This window comes from Streptomyces cyslabdanicus, from assembly GCF_052663305.1.
In genome coordinates this window covers 95,783-115,183 of record NZ_JBQRUW010000007.1, presented here as the reverse complement: position 1 = coordinate 115,183, position 19,401 = coordinate 95,783, and the positions used below count along the sequence as shown (strand labels likewise).

Genomic DNA, 19,401 nt, shown 5'->3' with positions numbered 1-19,401 from the left:
GGCTTGCCCGGCGCCCCCCCGCGTCACCCCGCGCGTCACCCCGCGCGTCATTCCGCGCGTCATTCCGCGAACGCGCCGCACACCGCGCCGTACTCCCGCGTCCACCACACCGCGAGCGCCGAGGCGGCCGGGAACTGGGGGTCGGCGCGGGTGTCCTCGCGCTCGTAGTGCCAGCGCAACATCCAGAAGTCGTTCAGGCGCTCCCACCACACGCGGTGTACGGCCGCCGCGAGTTCCGCCGGGGTGGCGTCGGCCGCCAGCCGGTACGCGCGTGCGTACGCCCTGACCTTCGGCAGGTCCAGGGTGCCGGTGGACCGGACGAAGAAGATCGCGGCGGCGCGCACCGCCTCCTCCGCCCGGGGCTGCACGCCGAGCCGGTCCCAGTCGACGATCGCGGCGGGCGCGTCCCCCTGGTAGAGCAGGTTGAAGGGGTGGAAGTCGCCGTGCACCCAGCCGACGGGCCCGCCGGGCGGCGGCCGCCGGTCCGCGTGCCGTTCCAGGAGCGCGCGCCGCTCCAGGAGCCGGTGCCGGGCCAGTTCGTCGAAGGCGTCCGGGGGCCGGTGACGGCGGACGTGCGCGAGCAGGTCGTCGATCAGGGCGAAGGTGTCGGCGGGATCGGCGCTCTCCACGGGGTGGGGACTCGCGGCGGGGCGGGTGCGGCCCTTGGGCGGCATCACGCGCTCCAGGCAGGCGTGCACGGCTCCCAGCAGCGCCCCCAGGCGGGCGCACTGCCCGGTGGTGAGCTGGCCGCCGTGCCGGTGCCGGCCGTCGATCCAGGGGTGCAGGGCGTAGGCGTGGCCGCCGACGACGGCGACCGTGCGCCCGTCGCGGCCGGTGAGCGGCGGGGCCACCGGGACGCCGAGGTCGGCCAGGCGCTGGGTGGCCCGGTGCTGGCGCGCGATGGCGGCGGGGTCGGCGGTGTCCGGATCGAAGTGGTGCTTGAGGAAATAGCGGCCGCGGGTCGTGCGGAGCCGGTAGCCGCGGTTGAGCAGGCCCTGGTCGACCGGCTCGCAGGCGAGGGCGGAACCGGCGGAGTACTGGCGCAGCAAGGCGCTCAGAGGGGGCGCGTGAGGCACAGGGGGTGGTACACATGGGCGCGGCACGCGCCAGATGCTAGGGCACCAGCGGAGGGCTGTGAGCTGGGGCTTGTCGCAGAAAGTCATGAATGGTCGCTTTCGGTCACATGGGGTCGCGGTGCCGTCCACTGCCGCCCGCCGCGCGCCGGTGCACCCTCGGCCTCGCCCTGGTCCGCGTCCCTGTCCGCCGCCCCAGGGGTCCCGTTGAGCCGTGGCCCCGTGCGGGGTCGCCCATCAAGAGCAGTTCCGGCCATTCATCGACTCTTCCCGACGCGGGGGTGGCCGGGATAACGTGCCGGTGTTCCGGCCCCCCTGCACGGCTGTGACCAGCGGCTGCTCCGACTGCCTGGCGAGGTACTTGGACGTCCAAGTGGAAATACTTGGAAATCCAAGGAAACGCGCAGGTCAGGAGGGGTTTCCCAGAAATGTGGAGCACTGGGTAACGTGACTGTTGCAGGGCGCTCGCCGGGGCACCTGTCACGCCTGTTCCCGGCCGAGTGGCACCCACCCCGTGCCCGGTGGTTCGGAAACAGGTGAGCCTCCCCCGAGCTCTGACGAGCAGGGGGGACCCCCAGCTACCGGCAACCCCGGGGCCGGACCGACGGAGGAGCACACGTGACCGTGGAGAGCACTGCCGCGCGCACATCGCGACGCAGCGCCGCAAGCAAGGCCGGCGCGACCGGCACGACAGCCGCCGGCACCAGGCGGCGTACCGGCGCCAAGAAGAGCGCCGACCCCGAACTCGTGCAGTTGCTGACGCCCGAGGGCAAGCGCGTCAAGAACGCCGAGTACGACAAGTACGTCGCCGGCATCACCGCCGAGGAGCTTCGCGGCCTGTACCGCGACATGGTGCTCACCCGCCGCTTCGACGCCGAGGCCACCGCCCTCCAGCGCCAGGGCGAACTGGGGCTGTGGGCCTCCCTGCTCGGCCAGGAGGCCGCCCAGATCGGCTCCGGCCGCGCCACCCGCGAGGACGACTACGTCTTCCCGACCTACCGCGAGCACGGCGTCGCCTGGTGCCGTGGGGTGGACCCGACCAACCTGCTCGGCATGTTCCGCGGGGTGAACAACGGCGGCTGGGACCCCAACGGCAACAACTTCCACCTCTACACGATCGTCATCGGCTCCCAGGCGCTGCACGCCACCGGCTACGCGATGGGCGTCGCCAAGGACGGCGCCGACTCCGCGGTCATCGCCTACTTCGGCGACGGCGCCTCCAGCCAGGGCGACGTGGCCGAGGCCTTCACCTTCTCCGCCGTCTACAACGCCCCCGTGGTGTTCTTCTGCCAGAACAACCAGTGGGCGATCTCCGAGCCGACCGAGAAGCAGATGCGGGTCCCGCTCTACCAGCGCGCGGCCGGCTTCGGCTTCCCCGGCGTCCGCGTCGACGGCAACGACGTACTGGCCTGCCTCGCGGTCACCAAGTGGGCGCTGGAGCGCGCCCGCAGCGGCGAGGGCCCCACCCTGGTCGAGGCGTTCACCTACCGCATGGGCGCCCACACCACCTCCGACGACCCCACCCGGTACCGGGGGGACGAGGAGCGCCTGGCCTGGGAGGCGAAGGACCCGATCCTGCGCCTTCGCCGCCACCTGGAGGCCGCAAACCACGCGGACGAGGGATTCTTCGCGGAACTCGAGACCGAGAGTGAGGCGTTGGGCAGACGAGTGCGCGAAGCGGTCCGTGCCATGCCCGACCCGGACCTCTTCGCCATCTTCGAGAACGTGTACGCGGACGGGCATGCGCTCGTCGACGAGGAGCGCGCCCAGTTCGCCGCCTACCAGGCGTCGTTCGCGGACGTAGAGGGGGTCTGATCATGGCTGCGGAGAAGATGGCCCTGGCCAAGGCGATCAACGAGTCGCTGCGCCGTGCCCTGGACACCGACCCCAAGGTCCTCGTCATGGGCGAGGACGTCGGCAAGCTCGGCGGCGTGTTCCGGGTGACGGACGGCCTCCAGAAGGACTTCGGCGAGAGCCGCGTCATCGACACCCCGCTCGCCGAGTCCGGCATCGTCGGCACCGCGATCGGCCTCGCCCTGCGCGGCTACCGCCCGGTGGTCGAGATCCAGTTCGACGGCTTCGTCTTCCCGGCGTACGACCAGATCGTCACGCAGCTCGCGAAGATGCACGCCCGTTCGCTGGGCAAGGTCAAGCTGCCGGTCGTCGTCCGCATCCCCTACGGCGGCGGCATCGGCGCGGTCGAGCACCACTCGGAGTCCCCCGAGGCGCTGTTCGCCCATGTGGCGGGCCTGAAGATCGTCAGCCCCTCCAACGCGTCGGACGCGTACTGGATGATGCAGCAGGCCATCCAGAGCGACGACCCGGTGATCTACTTCGAGCCCAAGCGGCGCTACTGGGACAAGTCCGAGGTCAACACGGAGGCCATCCCGAACCCGCTGCACAAGGCGCAGGTCGTCCGCGAGGGCACCGACCTGACCCTGGCGGCCTACGGCCCGATGGTGAAGCTCTGCCAGGAGGTCGCCGCCGCGGCCGCCGAGGAGGGCAGGTCCCTGGAGGTCCTGGACCTGCGCTCGGTCTCCCCGATCGACTTCGACGCCATCCAGACCTCGGTGGAGAAGACCCGCCGCCTGGTCGTGGTCCACGAGGCCCCGGTGTTCTTCGGCTCCGGCGCGGAGATCGCCGCCCGGATCACCGAGCGGTGCTTCTACCACCTGGAGGCTCCGGTGCTGCGGGTCGGCGGCTATCACGCCCCGTACCCGCCGGCCCGCCTGGAGGAGTCCTACCTGCCGGACCTGGACCGCGTGCTCGACGCCGTCGACCGCTCGCTGGCGTACTGAGGGAGAGGTTCGTGACGACGATGACCGATGCGTCCGTGCGCGAGTTCAAGATGCCGGATGTCGGCGAGGGTCTGACCGAGGCGGAGATCCTCAAGTGGTACGTCCAGCCCGGTGACACGGTCACCGACGGCCAGGTGGTCTGCGAGGTCGAGACCGCCAAGGCGGCCGTCGAGCTGCCCATCCCCTACGACGGGGTGGTGCGCGAGCTGCACTTCGCCGAGGGCACCACGGTGGACGTGGGCACGTCCATCATCGCGGTGGAGGTGGCGGGCGCGGCGCCGGCCGAGGTCCCGGCGCAGGCCGCTCCGGTGGCCGAGCCGGGCGCGGACGGGGAGGAGAAGCCGCAGGGCCGCCAGCCGGTGCTCGTGGGCTACGGCGTCTCGGTGTCCTCCACCAAGCGCCGCCCGCGCAAGGGCCCGGAGGCCGCGGCCGCCCCGGCGGCGACGGCACCCCGGCCGGAGCTGAACGGCCACGGCACCGCGGCCGCCGCGGCTGCCGCCGGGCCCCGCCCGCTGGCCAAGCCCCCGGTGCGCAAGCTGGCCAAGGACCTGGGCGTGGACCTCGCCACGGTCGTGCCGTCCGGCCCGGACGGCATCATCACGCGCGAGGACGTGCACGCGGCGGTGCCGGCGGCACCGGCCGCACCCCAGGCCCCCGAAGCGCCGACGGCGCCGACTCCGGTGGCCGCCGCCCCGGCTCCGGCCGTGAGCTATGACGGGGTGCGCGAGACCCGCGTCCCCGTCAAGGGCGTCCGCAAGGCGACGGCGGCGGCGATGGTCGGCTCGGCGTTCACGGCCCCGCACGTCACGGAGTTCGTGACGGTCGACGTGACGCGCACGATGAAGCTGGTCGAGGAGCTCAAGCAGGACAAGGAGATGCAGGGCCTGCGGGTCAACCCGCTGCTGCTGATCGCCAAGGCCCTGCTGGTCGCCATCCGGCGCAACCCGGAGGTCAACGCGTCCTGGGACGAGGCCGCTCAGGAGATCGTCCGGAAGCACTACGTCAACCTGGGCATCGCGGCGGCGACCCCGCGCGGCCTGATCGTCCCGAACATCAAGGACGCCCACGCCAAGACGCTGCCGCAGCTCGCCGAGGCCCTCGGCGAGCTGGTGTCCACGGCCCGCGAGGGCAGGACGTCCCCGGCGGCCATGCAGGGCGGCACGGTGACGATCACCAACGTCGGCGTCTTCGGCGTCGACACCGGCACGCCGATCCTCAACCCCGGCGAGTCCGCGATCCTCGCGGTCGGCGCGATCAAGCTCCAGCCGTGGGTCCACAAGGGCAAGGTCAAGCCCCGCCAGGTCACCACGCTGGCGCTCAGCTTCGACCACCGCCTGGTCGACGGCGAACTCGGCTCCAAGGTCCTGGCCGACGTGGCCGCGATCCTGGAACAGCCGAAGCGACTGATCACCTGGGCCTAGTGGCCCACGGCGAACGGGGCGGCGCACCTCTCGCAAGGGTGCGCCGCCCCGGCGTCCGGGCCGGTTCCTCCGGCCCGGTGGGCGGGTGTCAGACCTTCTTGGAGAACCCGTAGTTCAGGAGCTTCGTGGCGTCCGTGGCCCGCTGGGAGGCGGACGAGGAGGCGAGGACGGTGCCGATGACCGTCCTGCCGTTGCGGGTGGCGGCGAAGACCAGGCAGTACTTGGCCTGCGCGCCGGATCCGGTCTTCAGGCCGATGGTGCCGCTGTAGCTGCTGAGCAGCGTGTTCGTGTTCGTCCACTTCGCCATCGTGCGGGTGCTGCCCGTCTTGGTGACGGTCTTGGCCGTGTACGACTTCGTCTTCACGACCGTGCGGAACGTGGAGTTCTTCATCGCGTCGCGGGCCAGCTTCGTCAGGTCGCGCGGCGTCGAGTAGTTGCTGCCCTTGCCGATGCCGTCGAACGAGTCGAAGTGCGTGTTCGTCATGCCGAGGCTCTTGGCGGTGCTGTTCATCTTGCCGATGAACGACTTCACCCGCGCGTCCCGCGTCGAGCCCGAACCGTACTTGTCGGCCAGCGCGTACGCGGCGTCGCAGCCCGAGGGCAGCATCAGGCCGTACAGCAGCTGGCGGACGGTCACCTTGTCGCCGACGATCAGGTGCGCCTGGGAGGCGTTGTTCTTGACGACGTAGTCGCTGTACGCCTTCTGGATGGTGACCTTGGCGTCGAGGTTCAATTTCGGCTGGGCCAGCACGACCCTCGCGGTCATGATCTTCGTGGTGGAGCCCGTCGAGCGCCTGGTGTCCGCGGCCTTGCTGTAGAGGGACTTGCCGGTCGCGCTGTCCATCACGTAGCCGCCCTTGGCCACGATCGACGGTGCGGTCGCGGCCTGCGCGGGGGCCGTGGTGAGGGCCCCGGTGGCGAGCACGGCGCTCGCGGTCACGGCGACTGCGGCGGCTCTGCGGATACGGATGCCCTGGATGCCGGTTTTCAAGTGAAGTACCCCGATTGTATTGAATTCCTCTGCGGTGCGGCGGAGTTGAAAGCCCACAAAGTGGGACCGCGCCTGTCTGACGCACGGGTGGGGCAGAAGGTTGTGCGGCTTCCGGGGTGGATTTCCCGTCGCGTCCCTATGGTCCGCATGCTGGATGGGGCGGGCCTTGCGTACGTGTTGTATCTATGCTGTGGACATGAGCCTGGCCGTGAAACAGCCCCCCGCCGCCGATCGCGTGTACGCGCACGTCAAGCAGGCAGTCCTGGACCGCAGTTACGAGGGCGGCACCCTGCTGACCGAAGGTGAGCTGGCCGAGGCCGTCGGGGTCTCGCGCACACCCGTGCGCGAGGCGCTGCTGCGGCTGGAGGTCGAGGGGCTCATCAAGCTCTACCCGAAGAAGGGGGCCCTCGTCCTGCCGGTCTCCGCGCAGGAGATCGCCGACGTGGTCGAGACCCGGCAACTGGTCGAGGTGCACGCGGCCAGGAAGGCCGTACCCGCCCGGCCAGGGCTCATCGAGCGGCTCGAGGAACTGCTCCGGAAGCAGAAGAAGCAGGCGGCCGCCGGCGACTTCGCCGCGGCCGCCGTCACCGACCGCTGCTTCCACGCCGAGATCGTCCGCAGCGGTGGCAACGAGATCCTGTCCCGGCTGTACGACCAGTTGCGCGACCGGCAGCTGCGCATGGGCGTCGCCGTCATGCACTCCCACCCCGACCGGCTCGCCAAGACGCTCGCCGAGCACGAGCAGATCCTGGACGCGCTGCGCTCGGGGGACGCGGAGGCGGCCGTCGACGTCGTGCACCGGCACGTCAACTGGTTCTCCCACCTCGCCCGGGGTGAGGTCCGGTGAGCTCGTCGTCCTCGTCGTCCTCGTCGCCGGTCTCCCTGCCCGGCGACCCGCCCGGCGGCCGGCGCGCCGTCGCCGTCTGGGGCATCGGCGTCGCCGTCTACTTCGTCGCGGTCATCTTCCGCACGTCCCTGGGCGTCGCCGGCCTCGACGCCGCCGACCGCTTCCACGTGGGCGCCTCGGCGCTGTCGACGTTCTCGATCCTCCAACTCCTCGTCTACGCGGGCATGCAGATACCGGTCGGCCTGCTCGTCGACCAGCTCGGCACCAAGAAGGTGCTGGCCATCGGCGCGGTGCTCTTCACGGCCGGCCAGCTCGGCTTCGCGTTCTCCCCGTCGTACGGCACCGCGCTCGCCTCGCGCGCGCTGCTCGGCTGCGGGGACGCCATGACGTTCATCAGCGTGCTGCGGCTGGGCACCCGGTGGTTCCCCGCCCGGCGCGGGCCGCTGGTCGCCCAGCTGGCCGCGCTGGCCGGAATGGCCGGCAACCTGGTGTCCACGCTGGTGCTGGCCCGGCTGCTGCACGGGGTGGGCTGGACGGCGGCCTTCGCGGGCAGCGCGCTGGCCGGAGCGGTGGTGCTGGTGCTGCTGGTGCTGTTCCTCAAGGACCACCCGGAAGGCCACGAACCGGAGCCGCTGCCCCACCGGGGCGCCGCGTACGTACGCCGGCAGATCACCGCGGCCTGGCGGGAGCCCGGGACGCGGCTCGGGCTGTGGGTGCACTTCACCACGCAGTTCCCGGCGATGGTGTTCCTGCTGCTGTGGGGGCTGCCGTTCCTGGTCGAGGCCCAGGGCCTGTCACGGGCGGACGCGGGTGAACTGCTCACGCTCGTCGTGGTGTCCAACATGGCCGTCGGGCTCGTCTACGGGCAGATCATCGCCCGGCACCACGCGGCGCGGCTGCCGCTCGCGCTCGGCACGGTGGCGGCGACCGCGGGCGTCTGGGCGGTGACGCTGGCGTATCCGGGCGGGCGGGCGCCGATGTGGCTGCTGGTCGTGCTGTGCCTGGTGCTCGGCGCGTGCGGGCCGGCCTCGATGATCGGGTTCGACTTCGCGCGGCCGGCGAATCCGGCGGAGCGCCAGGGGACGGCGTCGGGCATCACCAATATGGGTGGCTTCGTGGCCTCGATGACGACGTTGTTCGCGATCGGGGTGCTGCTGGACGCGACCGGGGACGACTACCGGATCGCCTTCTCCGCGGTGTTCGTGCTCCAGGCGCTGGGCGTGAGCCAGATCCTGCGGCTGCGGAAGCGGGCGGCCCGGCGGGAGCGGGAGCGGCTGGTCGCCAGCCGGGTGGAGACGGTGCACGTGCCGGCGTGACGGTGCTCGGCGCCGCCGCCGCGGGGCGGGGTGGCGGCGGGGCCCGGCGCGCTCGCCCGGCCGAGGGGCGCCTCCCCCCGGCTCTCAGGGAGCAGGGGGGATCCGGCTGGGACTGCGGAGGCGCGTCCGTCCGCGGCCACGGTGCTAGGTCCTGTCGTCAAACTCCCGTCGTCCGCCCGGAGGGCGGGCCTCGCGGCGTCAGGTGCGTGCTCTCGGCGTGCCGGGCCCTGGCCCTCGTACTGGATGTACTTGGGTCAGGGCCCGGTGCGGCGAGAGTGCGTGCATGGCGTCGCGGGGCAGACGGGAGTTTGACGACAGGGCCTAGGCCGTCACCACGAAGTTCCGCAGGATCGCCGCCGCCAGGTCCAGGTCGCCCTCCGTCTTCACCTGGTCGGCGACCGCTTCCGGGGTGACCCGGCCGCAGGCCAGGAGGACGTAGGTCTCCCAGTCGAGCGCGAGGGTCGCCGCCGGGCCGAGGGCCGGGGCCGTCTCCAGGGTGCCGCGGCCCTGGATGTCGACGCGGATCGTCCGCAGGAACTCCAGCGGGCCGTGCACGTCGAAGACGACCGCCGAGCTGCGCGGGGCGTCCGCCTTGACCGCGACCACGTCGGGGAGGGCGGCCAGCAGGTAGTCCCGGGCGACGTGGGCGCCGGGCGAGTCGATGTTGCCGGGGCGGCCGAGGGCCGCGCGCAGGTCCTGCTCGTGCACCCAGATGTCGAAGGCGCGGTAGCGCATGGCCTCTTCGAGGGTGATCTCCGCGCTGAGCGGGCCGCGCACCTTGGTGTCGGGGTCGCGGGACTCGTTCCGCAGCTGGCGGTTGCGGCGGATGATCGTGTACTCCAGCTCGGAGGTCATCTCCGGCGACGTGTGGTGGCGGCGGACGTCGACCTGCATCTCCATGTAGCGCTGGTGCTCGTTGGTGACGTGGAACAGGTCGCGCGGGAGGGCGTGGATGGGTCGCGGGTCTCCCAGCAACTCGCAGTCCATGCCGATGATGTGCGAGACGACGTCGCGGACCGACCAGCCCGGGCACGGGGTGCGCCGGTTCCAATCGGCCTCCACCAGGGGCTGCATCAGCTCCGATATCGCCTCGACGGAGTGGGTCCAGGCATCGGCGTAGGGCTGGAGGGTGGGATGCAGACTCACGGAACGGGACCCCTCGGCGGTCGGTACACGGGCAGGTTGTGATGGCATTGCCAGTGGGAGGTGGCTGCGGTCGGCGGGTGTCTTGGAACTCCCCCGGCTTCTCGCTCCGCTACGAGCAGGGGGTACCCCCAAGTTACGCTGCTGTGCGGCAGCCCGGCAGTGCTTTCGTGTGACGATCGTAGGCCTGTCCGGACGACTCGAGTGCCAGGACGGTGGTAGTGTGCGCGCCTCGTTGATCCAGATTGCCGTGGACGACGGCGAATGTGCCGATTCGCGGCGTCGGCGAGCGGCCGCGCTGGTGCGCGAGCAGGCCGGGGCCGATCTCGTGGTGCTGCCGGAGCTGTGGACCACCGGAGCCTTCGCCTTCGCGGAGTTCGAACGCGGGGCCGAACCGCTGGAGGGTCCCACCTACGAGGCGATGGCCGAGGCGGCGAGCGACGCGGGCGTGTGGCTGCACGCCGGCTCGATCCCCGAACGCGCCGCGTCCGACGGCGGCCCGGCCACGGGTCCGGGCACCAGTACGGGTACGGGCTCCCTGTACAACACCTCCCTGGTCTTCTCCCCCTCCGGCGATCTGGCCGCCGTCTACCGCAAGATCCACCGCTTCGGCTTCGACAAGGGCGAGGCCGTGCTGATGAGCGCGGGGCGGGAACTGGTGACGGTCCCTCTGCCGGACACCACCCTCGGCCTCGCGACCTGTTACGACCTCCGCTTCCCCGAACTCTTCCGCGGGCTCGTCGACGCCGGGGCGCAGACCCTGGTGGTCCCGGCGGGCTGGCCCGAGCGCCGGCGTGCGCACTGGACGCTGCTGGCCCGGGCGCGGGCGGTGGAGGACCAGGCGTTCGTGCTCGCCTGTGGAACGGCCGGGACGCACGCCGGAGTTCCGCAGGCGGGTCACTCGATCGTGGTGGACCCCTGGGGCGAGGTGCTGGCCGAGGCCGGCCCCGGTGAGGAGGTCCTCACGGTCGACTTCGACCCGGCGAGGGTGCCGGCCACCCGGGACCAGTTCCCGGCCCTGAAGGACCGGGTCCTCGGCCTGGAGCCGCCGCACCGTCAGGACGTCTCCTAGGGTCTTGAGGCTCCTCTCCCCCTACCGCTCCTCGCGTTCCTTCTCCGCCAGGTGGATCACGCACACCGCCACCGCGATCACCAGCGCGGGGTCGGCGTCCTCGCGCACGACGTCGACGCCGTAGGTCTCCACGACGCTCAGCCAACGCCGGGAGATCACCGCGAGCAGTTCGCCGTCGTACTCGACGGCGAACTCCCGGTCGAGGATCCTGCCGCTGACGTCGAGCTCGGTCCCGTCGACCAGGGACACCCGGTAGTGGTGGCGCAGCAGCGACAGCCGCTTGCGCCTGATCTTCGCCAGCCCCTCCCCGTCCCGCTCGATCACCATCGTGTCCCGCAGCGCGAACATCTTCTGGTGGATGTTGATCAGGACCCGGCCGTGGGCGTCCTTCAGCTCGAAGGTGTCCCGCAGCCGCATCGCCTTGCCGTCGACGAGGAAGGCCTTGCGGCCGTGCTCGTCCTCGATCCAGTAGTCGTCACCGATGCCGAAAATCCGGTCGCGTACGAGGAATCTCATGTCCTCACCGCTTCCCCGCCTCCGCCCCGGCGACGCGGCCGGTGGTCCGACGGGCCCCGTACGGCACCGCGCCGGACGGGCCGCCCCGCACGGGTGGCACCCTTGGTCCCATGAACGACACGGCACCCCGACGCGCCCGCGTACGCGCCCCTGAGCTGATCGGCAAGGGCGGCTGGCTCAACACGGGCGGGAAGAACCTCACCCTCGCCGACCTGCGCGGCAAATGCGTCGTGGTGGATTTCTGGACCTTCTGCTGCGTGAACTGCCTGCACGTCCTGGACGAGCTCAGGGAGCTGGAGGAGAAGCACCGCGACACCGTCGTGGTCGTCGGGGTGCACTCGCCGAAGTTCGTTCACGAGGCGGAGCACCAGGCGGTGGTCGACGCGGTGGAGCGGTACGGGGTGGAGCACCCGGTGCTCGACGACCCGGAGCTCGCCACCTGGAAGCAGTACGCGGTACGGGCCTGGCCGACGCTCGTGGTCATCGACCCGGAGGGCTACGTCGTCGCGCAGCACGCCGGCGAGGGACACGCGCACGCCATCGAGCGGCTGGTGGAGGAGCTGGAGGCCGAGCACGAGGCGAAGGGCACGTTGCGGCGCGGGGACGGGCCGTACGTGCCGCCGGAGCCGGAGTCGACCACGCTGCGCTTCCCGGGCAAGGCGGTGCTGCTGCCGTCCGGGAACTTCCTGGTCAGCGACACCACCCGGCACCAGCTGGTGGAGCTGGCGGAGGACGGCGAGACCGTGGTGCGGCGGATCGGCCAGGGCGGCCGGGGGATGGCCGACGGCGACCCGGACCTGGCCCGGTTCCAGGAGCCGCAGGGACTCGCCCTCCTGCCGGACGGCGCCGTCGTGGTCGCCGACACGGTCAACCACGCCCTGCGGCGCTTCGACCCGGAGACGGGCGAGACCACGACGCTGGCCGGCACCGGACACCAGTGGATGCAGGGCGAGGCCACGTCCGGTCCCGCCCGGGACGTGAACCTGTCCTCGCCCTGGGACGTGGCGTGGTGGAACGGCAAGGTGTGGATCGCCATGGCGGGCGTGCACCAGCTGTGGGTCTACGACCCGCAGGACCGGACCGTCGCCGTCACCGCCGGCACCACGAACGAGGGGCTCGTCGACGGGCCCGGCGCACAGGCCTGGTTCGCGCAGCCCTCCGGGCTCGCGGCCACGCCCGACCGGCTGTGGCTCGCCGACTCCGAGACGTCCGCCCTGCGCTGGGTGGATCTCGACGGAGCCGTCCACACGGCGGTCGGCACCGGGCTGTTCGACTTCGGGCACCGGGACGGAGCCGCCGGACAGGCGCTGCTCCAGCACCCGTTGGGCGTGACCGCCCTGCCGGACGGCTCGGTCGCCGTCAGCGACACCTACAACCACGCCCTGCGCCGCTACGACCCGGCGACCGGCGAGGTCACCACGCTCGCCACCGACCTGCGCGAGCCCAGCGACGCGGTGCTCGTGGGGGACGACATCGTGGTGGTGGAGTCGGCCCGGCACCGGCTGACCCGGCTGCGGCTGCCGGAGGAGGCGGTACGGGTGGAGGCGGTCGCCCACCGCACCCGGCGCGCGGCGACGGAGGTCGCCCCCGGCCGCCTCCGCCTGGACGTGATCTTCCAGGCCCCGGCCGGGCAGAAGCTCGACACCCGCTACGGGCCGTCGACCCGGCTGCTGGTGTCCTCGACCCCGCCCGAGCTGCTGTTGAAGGGCGAGGGCGCGGACACCGACCTGTGCCGCGAACTGGAGCTGGATCCCGCCGTCCCGGAGGGTGTCCTGCACGTCTCCGCGATGGCGGCCTCGTGCGACGACGACCCCGCGAACGAGTACCCCGCCTGCCATGTGCACCAGCAGGACTGGGGTGTTCCGGTCCGGCTCACCGAGGGCGCGACGGACCGGCTGCCGCTCGTCCTGGCCGGGATGGACGAGACCGCGGCGGGCCAGTAGGCCAGTAGACCCAGGGCCTGTCCGGCGGATCGGTTCGCCGGACAGGCCCCGGCGGCGCGGGGGCGGGGGCGCTCAGCCCTCCAGGAACGCCACCAGCGCGTTCGCCAGCAGGAACGGGTCGTCGGCGGCGCACAGTTCGCGGGCGCTGTGCATCGACAGGATGGCCACGCCGATGTCGACGGTCCGGATGCCGTGCCGGGCCGCGGTGATCGGGCCGATGGTCGTGCCGCACGGCATGGAGTTGTTGGAGACGAAGGACTGGAAGGGGACACCGGCCTTCTCGCAGGCCGCCACCCACACCGCGCGTCCCGAACCGTCCGTCGCGTAGCGGTTGTTGACGTTGACCTTGAGGATCGGACCCCCGCCCGCGCGCGGGTGGTGGGTCGGGTCGTGCCGCTCGGCGTAGTTGGGGTGGACGGCGTGGCCGGTGTCGGAGGACAGGCAGACCGTGCCGGCGAAGGCGCGCGCCCGGTCCTCGTAGGACCCTCCGCGTGCGAACACCGAACGCTCCAGCACGCCTCCGAGCAGCGGGCCGTCCGCGCCGGTGTCCGACTGGGAGCCGTTCTCCTCGTGGTCGAAGGCGGCCAGCACCGGGATGTACGGCAGTTCCGGCGTCCCCGCCGTGACGGCCGTCAGCGCCGCGGCGGCGGCGTGCACCGACAGCAGGTTGTCCATGCGGGGGCCGGCCATCAGCTCCCGGTCCCGGCCCAGGTAGGCGGGGGGCTCCACGGAGTGGGTCATCAGGTCCCAGCCGGTCACCTCGCCCGCAGTGAGCCCCGCCTCCGCCTCGAGGAAGGCGATCAGGTCGCCGTCGCGGACGTCGTCGCCCAGGCCCCACACCGGTTGCAGGTGCCGCTGCTTGTCCAGCTTGAGTCCCTCCGCCGAGACCTGGCGGTCCAGGTGGATCGCCAGCTGGGGGACGCGCAGCAGCGGGCGGTCGACGTTGACCAGGCGGGTGGAGCCGTCGCGCAGCGTGAGCCGGCCGGCCAGGCCCAGGTCGCGGTCGAGCCAGGAGTTCATCAGCGGGCCGCCGTAGATCTCCACGGCGACCTGGCGCCAGCCGTGCGCCCCGGTGTCGGGCAGCGGCTTGACCCGCAGGTTGGGGGAGTCGGTGTGCGCGCCGACGATACGGAAGGGGGTGTGCGGTGCGGCACCCTCGGGGACGTACCAGGCCACGATCGCCCCGCCGCGCAGCACGTACTTTCCGCCCGTCGTGCCGTCCCACGCGTCCGTCTCGCAGACCTGGCGGAAGCCGGCCTTCTCCAGCCGCTCGGCCGTGTTCGCCACGGCGTGGTACGGCGACGGGCTCGCCGCCAGGAAGGACATCAGGTCGTCGGTGTGGCCGCGGTCGAAGCGCTGGCTTGTACTCATGGGTTCACCTTAACGACGTCACGAGGGTCCGCTCCCGGCGCCGGGAGCGGACCCTCGTGTGTGGGGGGTGAGGACGGGCGGCAGGGCCGGTGCCCGTCCTAGAAGGCGGCCTCGTCCAGCTCCATCAGGTCCAGGTCCACGTTCTGGGCGACCTTGCGGGCCAGGGTGACGCCCGGCAGGACGTTGGCCGCGAAGAACTTCGCCGCCGCGATCTTGCCCTGGTAGAACGCCACGTCTTTGGAGGACACAGCCTTGACGGAGGCCGTCTCCAGCTTCTCGGCGGCGATCGCGGCGCCCTTGAGCAGCAGGTGGCCGACGATCACGTCACCGGAGGCGAGCAGCAGACGGGTGGTGTTCAGGCCCACCTTGTAGATGCTCTTGACGTCCTTCTCGGTGGCCGCGAGGTCGGTCAGCATGTGGCCGACGAGGGCCTCCAGCTCGGCGGCGGCCCTGGCGAGGTGCTCGCGGGCGCCGGCCAGCTCCTCCCCGCCGGTGCCGAGGGCCAGGAACTCCTTGATGTCCTCGGCGATCGAGTTCAGCGCGGCGCCCTGGTTGCGGACGATCTTCCGGAAGAAGAAGTCCTGGCCCTGGATGGCCGTGGTGCCCTCGTACAGGGTGTCGATCTTGGCGTCCCGGATGTACTGCTCGATCGGGTACTCCTGGAGGAAGCCGGAGCCGCCGAAGGTCTGGAGCGACTGGGCGAGCTGCTCGTACCCCTTCTCCGAGCCGTAGCCCTTGACGATGGGCAGGAGCAGGTCGTTGAGCGCGTGCTCGGCCGAGGCGTCCTCGCCCTCGGCCTCCTTGACCGCGATCGTGTCCTGGACCGCGGCGGTGTGCAGGACGAGGGCGCGCATGCCCTCCGCGTACGCCTTCTGCGTCATCAGCGAGCGGCGCACGTCGGGGTGGTGCGTGATGGTGACCTTGGGCGCGGACTTGTCCATGAAGTTCGCCAGGTCGGGGCCCTGGACGCGCTCCTTGGCGTACTCCAGCGCGTTCAGGTAGCCGGTGGACAGCGTGGAGATCGCCTTCGTGCCGACCATCATGCGGGCGAACTCGATGATGCGGAACATCTGGCGGATGCCGTCGTGCCGGTCGCCGATCAGCCAGCCCTTGGCGGGGTGGCGGTCGCCGAAGGTCATCTCGCAGGTGTTGGAGGCCTTCAGGCCCATCTTGTGCTCGACGTTGGTGGCGTAGACGCCGTTGCGCTCGCCGAGCTCGCCGGTCTCGAAGTCGAAGAGGTACTTCGGGACGAGGAAGAGGGACAGGCCCTTGGTGCCGGGGCCCGCGCCCTCGGGGCGGGCGAGGACGTAGTGGAGGATGTTCTCCTCCATGTCGTGCTCACCGGAGGTGATGAAGCGCTTCACGCCCTCGATGTGCCAGGAGCCGTCCTCCTGCTGGACCGCCCTGGTGCGGCCGGCGCCGACGTCGGAGCCGGCGTCGGGCTCGGTGAGCACCATGGTGGAGCCCCAGGTCTTCTCGACCGCGATCTTCGCGATCCGCTGCTGCTCCTCGGTGCCCTCCTCGAAGAGGATGCGGGCGAAGGCCGGGCCGGAGGAGTACATCCACAGTGCCGGGTTGGCGCCGAGGACCAGCTCCGCGTAGGCCCAGATCAGGGACGGCGGAGCGGTGGTGCCGCCGATCTGCTCGGGCAGGCCCAGGCGCCAGTACTCGGAGTCCATGAAGGCCCGGTAGCTCTTCTTGAAGCTCGCCGGCACCGGCGCGGTGTTCGTCTCGGGGTCGAACACCGGCGGGTTGCGGTCGGCGTCCACGAAGGACTCCGCCAGCTCGTTCTCCGCCAGGCGGGTCAGCTCCGCCAGGACGCTCCTGGCGGTGTCGGCGTCCATCTCCTCGAACGGACCGGTGCCGTACAGCTTGTCGCGCCCGAGCACTTCGAAGAGGTTGAACTCGATGTCGCGGAGGTTCGACTTGTAGTGCCCCATGGCCACGGCTCCCGTCGAGGACTCGGCGAGGCACTGACTCCTCGCATCTGGTTCACGTACCAACTAGTAGCTCCGATGATGCTACCCGTCGGTAATAAGAAGCAACCCCGATCCCGCCATGTGTGACCGAGCCCTCGTGCGGGTCAGTACGCTGTGGCTCATGTACGGATACGGCCAGCCGATGGACAGTGGGGCGGCACAGCAGGGGTACGTCCCTCCGCAGCAGCAGATGCCCGGCGGTGTCGGCGGGTACGGTCAGCAGGCTCCGGCCTACCCCGAGCCCTCGCCGCCCTCGCTCGCGGACGCGGTGCGCGCCTTCACCACGGGGCAGTTGGCCGCCGAGGACTTCCAGCAGGTCTTCGCGACCTCCAAGGTGTACTGCCCGCGCGGCGACAACCCCGGGTTCCTGGCGCTGCACAACACCCAGCAGCCGGTGATCCCGATGTTCACCTCGCTGAAGGAGCTGCGCCGGTATGCGGGCAAGGAGTCCAAGTACTTCGTGATCACCGGTGCCGAGGTGATCGACCTGCTGCCGACCGGCTACGGCTTCGTGCTCGACATGGAGGGCGAGCACCGGATGGTGTTCGACGCCAAGGCGGTCGAGCAGATGGTCGACTTCGCCATGCGCCGGATGTACGGCTAGCAGGCGGCTGGAAGTGTGTACGGAGCCCGGAGGGAATTCCCTCCGGGCTTCTTCTGTTGAGGCTGGCAGAAAGTTCAACAATCAACTAAAGTGGTCGCACAAGGAGGAACCGACATGCCTGCAGTGACCGTCGAGAACCCGCTGACGCTGCCTCGTGTGGCCGCACCCGCCGATGCCGTGGCACGTCCCGTGCTCACCGTCACGACCGCCCCGAGCGGCTTCGAGGGCGAGGGCTTCCCGGTGCGCCGCGCGTTCGCCGGAATCAACTACCGCCACCTCGACCCGTTCATCATGATGGACCAGATGGGTGAGGTGGAGTACGCGCCGGGCGAGCCCAAGGGCACTCCCTGGCACCCGCACCGCGGCTTCGAGACCGTCACGTACGTCATCGACGGCGTCTTCGACCACCAGGACTCCAACGGCGGTGGCGGCACCATCACCAACGGCGACACCCAGTGGATGACGGCGGGCAGCGGCCTGCTGCACATCGAGGCCCCGCCGGAGTCGCTGGTGGTGTCCGGCGGTCTCTTCCACGGCCTCCAGCTGTGGGTGAACCTGCCGGCCAAGGACAAGATGATGGCGCCGCGCTACCAGGACATCCGCGGCGGCAGCGTCCAGCTGCTCACCTCCCCCGACGGCGGCGCGCTGCTGCGGGTCATCGCCGGTGAGCTGGACGGCCACGCCGGCCCCGGCATCACGCACACGCCGATCACGATGATCCACGCGACGGTGGCCCCGGGCGCGGAGGTCACCCTGCCCTGGCGGGAGGACTTCAACGGCCTGGCGTACGTGCTGGCCGGGCGCGGCTCCGTGGGTGCCGAGCGCCGGCCGATCCACCTCGGCCAGACCGCGGTCTTCGGCGCCGGCTCCTCGCTGACCGTCCGCGCGGACGAGAAGCAGGACGCGCACACGCCCGACCTGGAGGTCGTGCTCCTCGGCGGGCAGCCGATCCGCGAGCCGATGGCCCACTACGGCCCGTTCGTCATGAACACCCGGGACGAGCTCGTGCAGGCCTTCGAGGACTTCAAGAAGGGCCGCCTCGGCACCGTCCCGGCGGTCCACGGGATGAGTGAGGGCGGGCTGTAGACCCTTCCCGGTCGTTGGGCGCGAAAGGCCCCGTCCTTCACGGACGGGGCCTTTCGCGTTCCTGCCGGGCCCCGGTGCCCGGCGCGGGGCGCGTCACCGGCGGGCGGAGCCCCGGCAGCTGACGCCGTGTCACCCGTGTGGGGCGTCCGTGCGGGACAGCCCGTCCGGCGTGTGATCGTCTGGAGGTGTGCAGGCCCCCGCCCCGCTGCTGCCCGAGCCCGTCCGGCGTCTCGCCGCCTGGTGCGCCGCCCTCCTGCTGGTGTCCGGGGTGGTGTGGATCGGGATCGAGCTGTGCGTGGTGTTCCGGACCGCGGTGATCCCGGTGCTGCTGGCGCTGCTGGGCACGGCCCTGCTGCGGCCGCTCTTCCGGCGGCTGGTGGGGGTGGGGGTGAACCGGTCGTTCGCCGCCGGGATCACCTGTGTGGCGGTCGTCGTGGTCGTCGGCGGGGTGGTCTACATCGTGGTGGCCGCGCTGATCGACAGCGGGGACCAGATCGTCGCCTCGCTCAAGAAGGCCGCGCACTCGCTCGCCAGGCCCCTCGGGGCGGCCGGCACCTCGCTGGACGACCTCGCCTCCCACGGCGGGCGGCTGCTGGAGAAGTTCGGCGGGACGGCCGCCTCCAACGTCATCAGCGGGGTCAGCGCGGTCGGCGAGTGGCTCGCCATGGCCGTACTGGCCCTGCTGCTCGTGTTCTTCTTCCTGCGCGACGCGCACCGGGCCGCCGCCGTCCTGCGCACCCTCGCCCCGCGCGGGACCGGCGACACGGCGGAGGCCATGGCCCGGCGGGCCTTCGCGGCCGTGGAGGGCTTCATGCGCGGCACGACACTCATCGCGCTGATCGACGCCGCCTGCATCACCGTCGGCCTGCTGGTGCTGAGGGTGCCCGGTGCGCTCGGCCTCGGCGCGCTGGTCTTCATCGGCGGCTACCTCCCCTACCTGGGCGCCTTCCTCTCCGGCACGGTGTCCGTGCTGGTCGCGCTCGCCGACCGCGGATTCGTCATCGGACTGTGGGCGCTCGGCGTGGTGCTGGCGGTGCAGGTGCTGGAGGGGCACGTGCTCCAGCCGGTGATCCAGAGCCGGACCGTGCAGATGCACCCGGCGGTGGTGCTGCTGGCGATCACGGGGGGCGCGTCGGTCGCCGGCATCGTGGGGATGCTGCTGGCGGTGCCGCTGACGGCGGCGGCCTTCGGAACCGCGCACGAGCTGCGGGAACGCTACGCGGCCTCGCCGTAGGACGCAC

Annotated in this window: 16 protein-coding genes; 10 read left to right on the top strand and 6 right to left on the bottom strand. The window is 71.5% G+C overall.

All coding sequences use genetic code 11. The annotated features are described in order from the left end of the window. Positions 1-59 precede the first annotated feature (59 nt). The gene (locus ACTYVM_RS04845) at positions 60-1,076 is read right to left on the bottom strand and encodes a phosphotransferase (RefSeq protein ID WP_445524706.1); all 1,017 of its coding nucleotides are present in this window, start codon (positions 1,074-1,076) and stop codon (positions 60-62) included. 615 nt (positions 1,077-1,691) lie between these two features. On the opposite strand from ACTYVM_RS04845, the gene pdhA reads away from it, so the two are divergent. The 3 genes from pdhA to ACTYVM_RS04830 are packed head-to-tail and all read left to right on the top strand — an operon-like array spanning position 1,692 to position 5,292. Beyond that, complete coding sequence (gene pdhA, locus ACTYVM_RS04840) at positions 1,692-2,888, top strand: pyruvate dehydrogenase (acetyl-transferring) E1 component subunit alpha (protein WP_445524705.1); 1,197 nt, start codon at positions 1,692-1,694, stop codon at positions 2,886-2,888. 2 nt (positions 2,889-2,890) lie between these two features. Further along, complete coding sequence (locus tag ACTYVM_RS04835; protein ID WP_445524704.1) at positions 2,891-3,871, top strand: alpha-ketoacid dehydrogenase subunit beta; 981 nt, start codon at positions 2,891-2,893, stop codon at positions 3,869-3,871. Between the two features lie 11 nt (positions 3,872-3,882). Next, entirely contained in the window at positions 3,883-5,292 is a 1,410-nt protein-coding gene (locus tag ACTYVM_RS04830) for a dihydrolipoamide acetyltransferase family protein (RefSeq protein ID WP_445524703.1), read from the top strand. 88 nt (positions 5,293-5,380) lie between these two features. Here ACTYVM_RS04830 and ACTYVM_RS04825 read toward each other — a convergent pair whose 3' ends face one another. Further along, positions 5,381-6,283 carry a D-alanyl-D-alanine carboxypeptidase family protein gene (locus ACTYVM_RS04825; protein WP_400030344.1) on the bottom strand — a complete coding sequence of 301 codons (903 nt, stop codon included), beginning with the start codon at positions 6,281-6,283 and terminating at the stop codon, positions 5,381-5,383. Between the two features lie 196 nt (positions 6,284-6,479). On the opposite strand from ACTYVM_RS04825, the gene ACTYVM_RS04820 reads away from it, so the two are divergent. Both ACTYVM_RS04820 and ACTYVM_RS04815 read left to right on the top strand, forming a co-directional pair. After that, positions 6,480-7,130 carry a GntR family transcriptional regulator gene (locus ACTYVM_RS04820; protein WP_445524702.1) on the top strand — a complete coding sequence of 217 codons (651 nt, stop codon included), beginning with the start codon at positions 6,480-6,482 and terminating at the stop codon, positions 7,128-7,130. Continuing rightward, entirely contained in the window at positions 7,127-8,446 is a 1,320-nt protein-coding gene (locus tag ACTYVM_RS04815; protein WP_445524701.1) for an MFS transporter, read from the top strand. The genes ACTYVM_RS04820 and ACTYVM_RS04815 overlap by 4 nt, the downstream gene beginning before the upstream one ends. A gap of 321 nt (positions 8,447-8,767) precedes the next feature. Here the strand turns inward: ACTYVM_RS04815 and ACTYVM_RS04810 are convergent, their stop codons facing one another. After that, positions 8,768-9,592, bottom strand: coding sequence for a maleylpyruvate isomerase family mycothiol-dependent enzyme (locus ACTYVM_RS04810; RefSeq protein ID WP_445524700.1), 825 nt, complete (start codon positions 9,590-9,592; stop codon positions 8,768-8,770). Positions 9,593-9,812: 220 nt separating this feature from the next. Here ACTYVM_RS04810 and ACTYVM_RS04805 point away from each other — a divergent pair, with 220 nt between their 5' ends. Further along, positions 9,813-10,661 carry a carbon-nitrogen family hydrolase gene (locus ACTYVM_RS04805; protein ID WP_445524699.1) on the top strand — a complete coding sequence of 283 codons (849 nt, stop codon included), beginning with the start codon at positions 9,813-9,815 and terminating at the stop codon, positions 10,659-10,661. Positions 10,662-10,682: 21 nt separating this feature from the next. Here the strand turns inward: ACTYVM_RS04805 and ACTYVM_RS04800 are convergent, their stop codons facing one another. Beyond that, positions 10,683-11,177: an LURP-one-related/scramblase family protein gene (locus ACTYVM_RS04800; protein WP_445524698.1), complete on the bottom strand. Its 495-nt coding sequence runs from the start codon at positions 11,175-11,177 to the stop codon at positions 10,683-10,685. 110 nt (positions 11,178-11,287) lie between these two features. Here ACTYVM_RS04800 and ACTYVM_RS04795 point away from each other — a divergent pair, with 110 nt between their 5' ends. After that, positions 11,288-13,120 (top strand): NHL domain-containing thioredoxin family protein, encoded by a 1,833-nt coding sequence (locus tag ACTYVM_RS04795; protein WP_445524697.1) that lies wholly within the window; start codon positions 11,288-11,290, stop codon positions 13,118-13,120. A 72-nt stretch (positions 13,121-13,192) separates the two neighbouring features. Here ACTYVM_RS04795 and ACTYVM_RS04790 read toward each other — a convergent pair whose 3' ends face one another. Both ACTYVM_RS04790 and ACTYVM_RS04785 read right to left on the bottom strand, forming a co-directional pair. Further along, positions 13,193-14,491, bottom strand: a complete 1,299-nt coding sequence (locus tag ACTYVM_RS04790; RefSeq protein ID WP_445524696.1) for a M18 family aminopeptidase — start codon at positions 14,489-14,491, stop codon at positions 13,193-13,195. A gap of 98 nt (positions 14,492-14,589) precedes the next feature. Then, the gene (locus ACTYVM_RS04785) at positions 14,590-16,431 is read right to left on the bottom strand and encodes an acyl-CoA dehydrogenase (RefSeq protein WP_445524695.1); all 1,842 of its coding nucleotides are present in this window, start codon (positions 16,429-16,431) and stop codon (positions 14,590-14,592) included. A 160-nt stretch (positions 16,432-16,591) separates the two neighbouring features. On the opposite strand from ACTYVM_RS04785, the gene ACTYVM_RS04780 reads away from it, so the two are divergent. The 3 genes from ACTYVM_RS04780 (at position 16,592) to ACTYVM_RS04770 (ending at position 19,394) form a co-directional block, all read left to right on the top strand. Next, positions 16,592-17,074, top strand: a complete 483-nt coding sequence (locus ACTYVM_RS04780) for an SseB family protein (protein ID WP_141366432.1) — start codon at positions 16,592-16,594, stop codon at positions 17,072-17,074. 114 nt (positions 17,075-17,188) lie between these two features. After that, positions 17,189-18,160 (top strand): pirin family protein, encoded by a 972-nt coding sequence (locus tag ACTYVM_RS04775; RefSeq protein WP_445524694.1) that lies wholly within the window; start codon positions 17,189-17,191, stop codon positions 18,158-18,160. 187 nt (positions 18,161-18,347) lie between these two features. Then, entirely contained in the window at positions 18,348-19,394 is a 1,047-nt protein-coding gene (locus ACTYVM_RS04770; RefSeq protein ID WP_445524693.1) for an AI-2E family transporter, read from the top strand. The last annotated feature ends 7 nt before the right edge of the window (positions 19,395-19,401 follow it).

What these genes read in the sequence shown, in the direction of transcription:
- ACTYVM_RS04835 (WP_445524704.1), top strand. Translation starts at nt 2,891, where the DNA reads ATGGCTGCGGAGAAGATGGCCCTGGCCAAGGCGATCAACGAGTCGCTG.
- ACTYVM_RS04820 (WP_445524702.1), top strand. Translation starts at nt 6,480, where the DNA reads ATGAGCCTGGCCGTGAAACAGCCCCCCGCCGCCGATCGCGTGTACGCG.
- ACTYVM_RS04800 (WP_445524698.1), bottom strand. Translation starts at nt 11,177, where the DNA reads ATGAGATTCCTCGTACGCGACCGGATTTTCGGCATCGGTGACGACTAC.
- ACTYVM_RS04795 (WP_445524697.1), top strand. Translation starts at nt 11,288, where the DNA reads ATGAACGACACGGCACCCCGACGCGCCCGCGTACGCGCCCCTGAGCTG.
- ACTYVM_RS04790 (WP_445524696.1), bottom strand. Translation starts at nt 14,491, where the DNA reads ATGAGTACAAGCCAGCGCTTCGACCGCGGCCACACCGACGACCTGATG.
- ACTYVM_RS04785 (WP_445524695.1), bottom strand. Translation starts at nt 16,431, where the DNA reads ATGGGGCACTACAAGTCGAACCTCCGCGACATCGAGTTCAACCTCTTC.
- ACTYVM_RS04780 (WP_141366432.1), top strand. Translation starts at nt 16,592, where the DNA reads ATGTACGGATACGGCCAGCCGATGGACAGTGGGGCGGCACAGCAGGGG.
- ACTYVM_RS04775 (WP_445524694.1), top strand. Translation starts at nt 17,189, where the DNA reads ATGCCTGCAGTGACCGTCGAGAACCCGCTGACGCTGCCTCGTGTGGCC.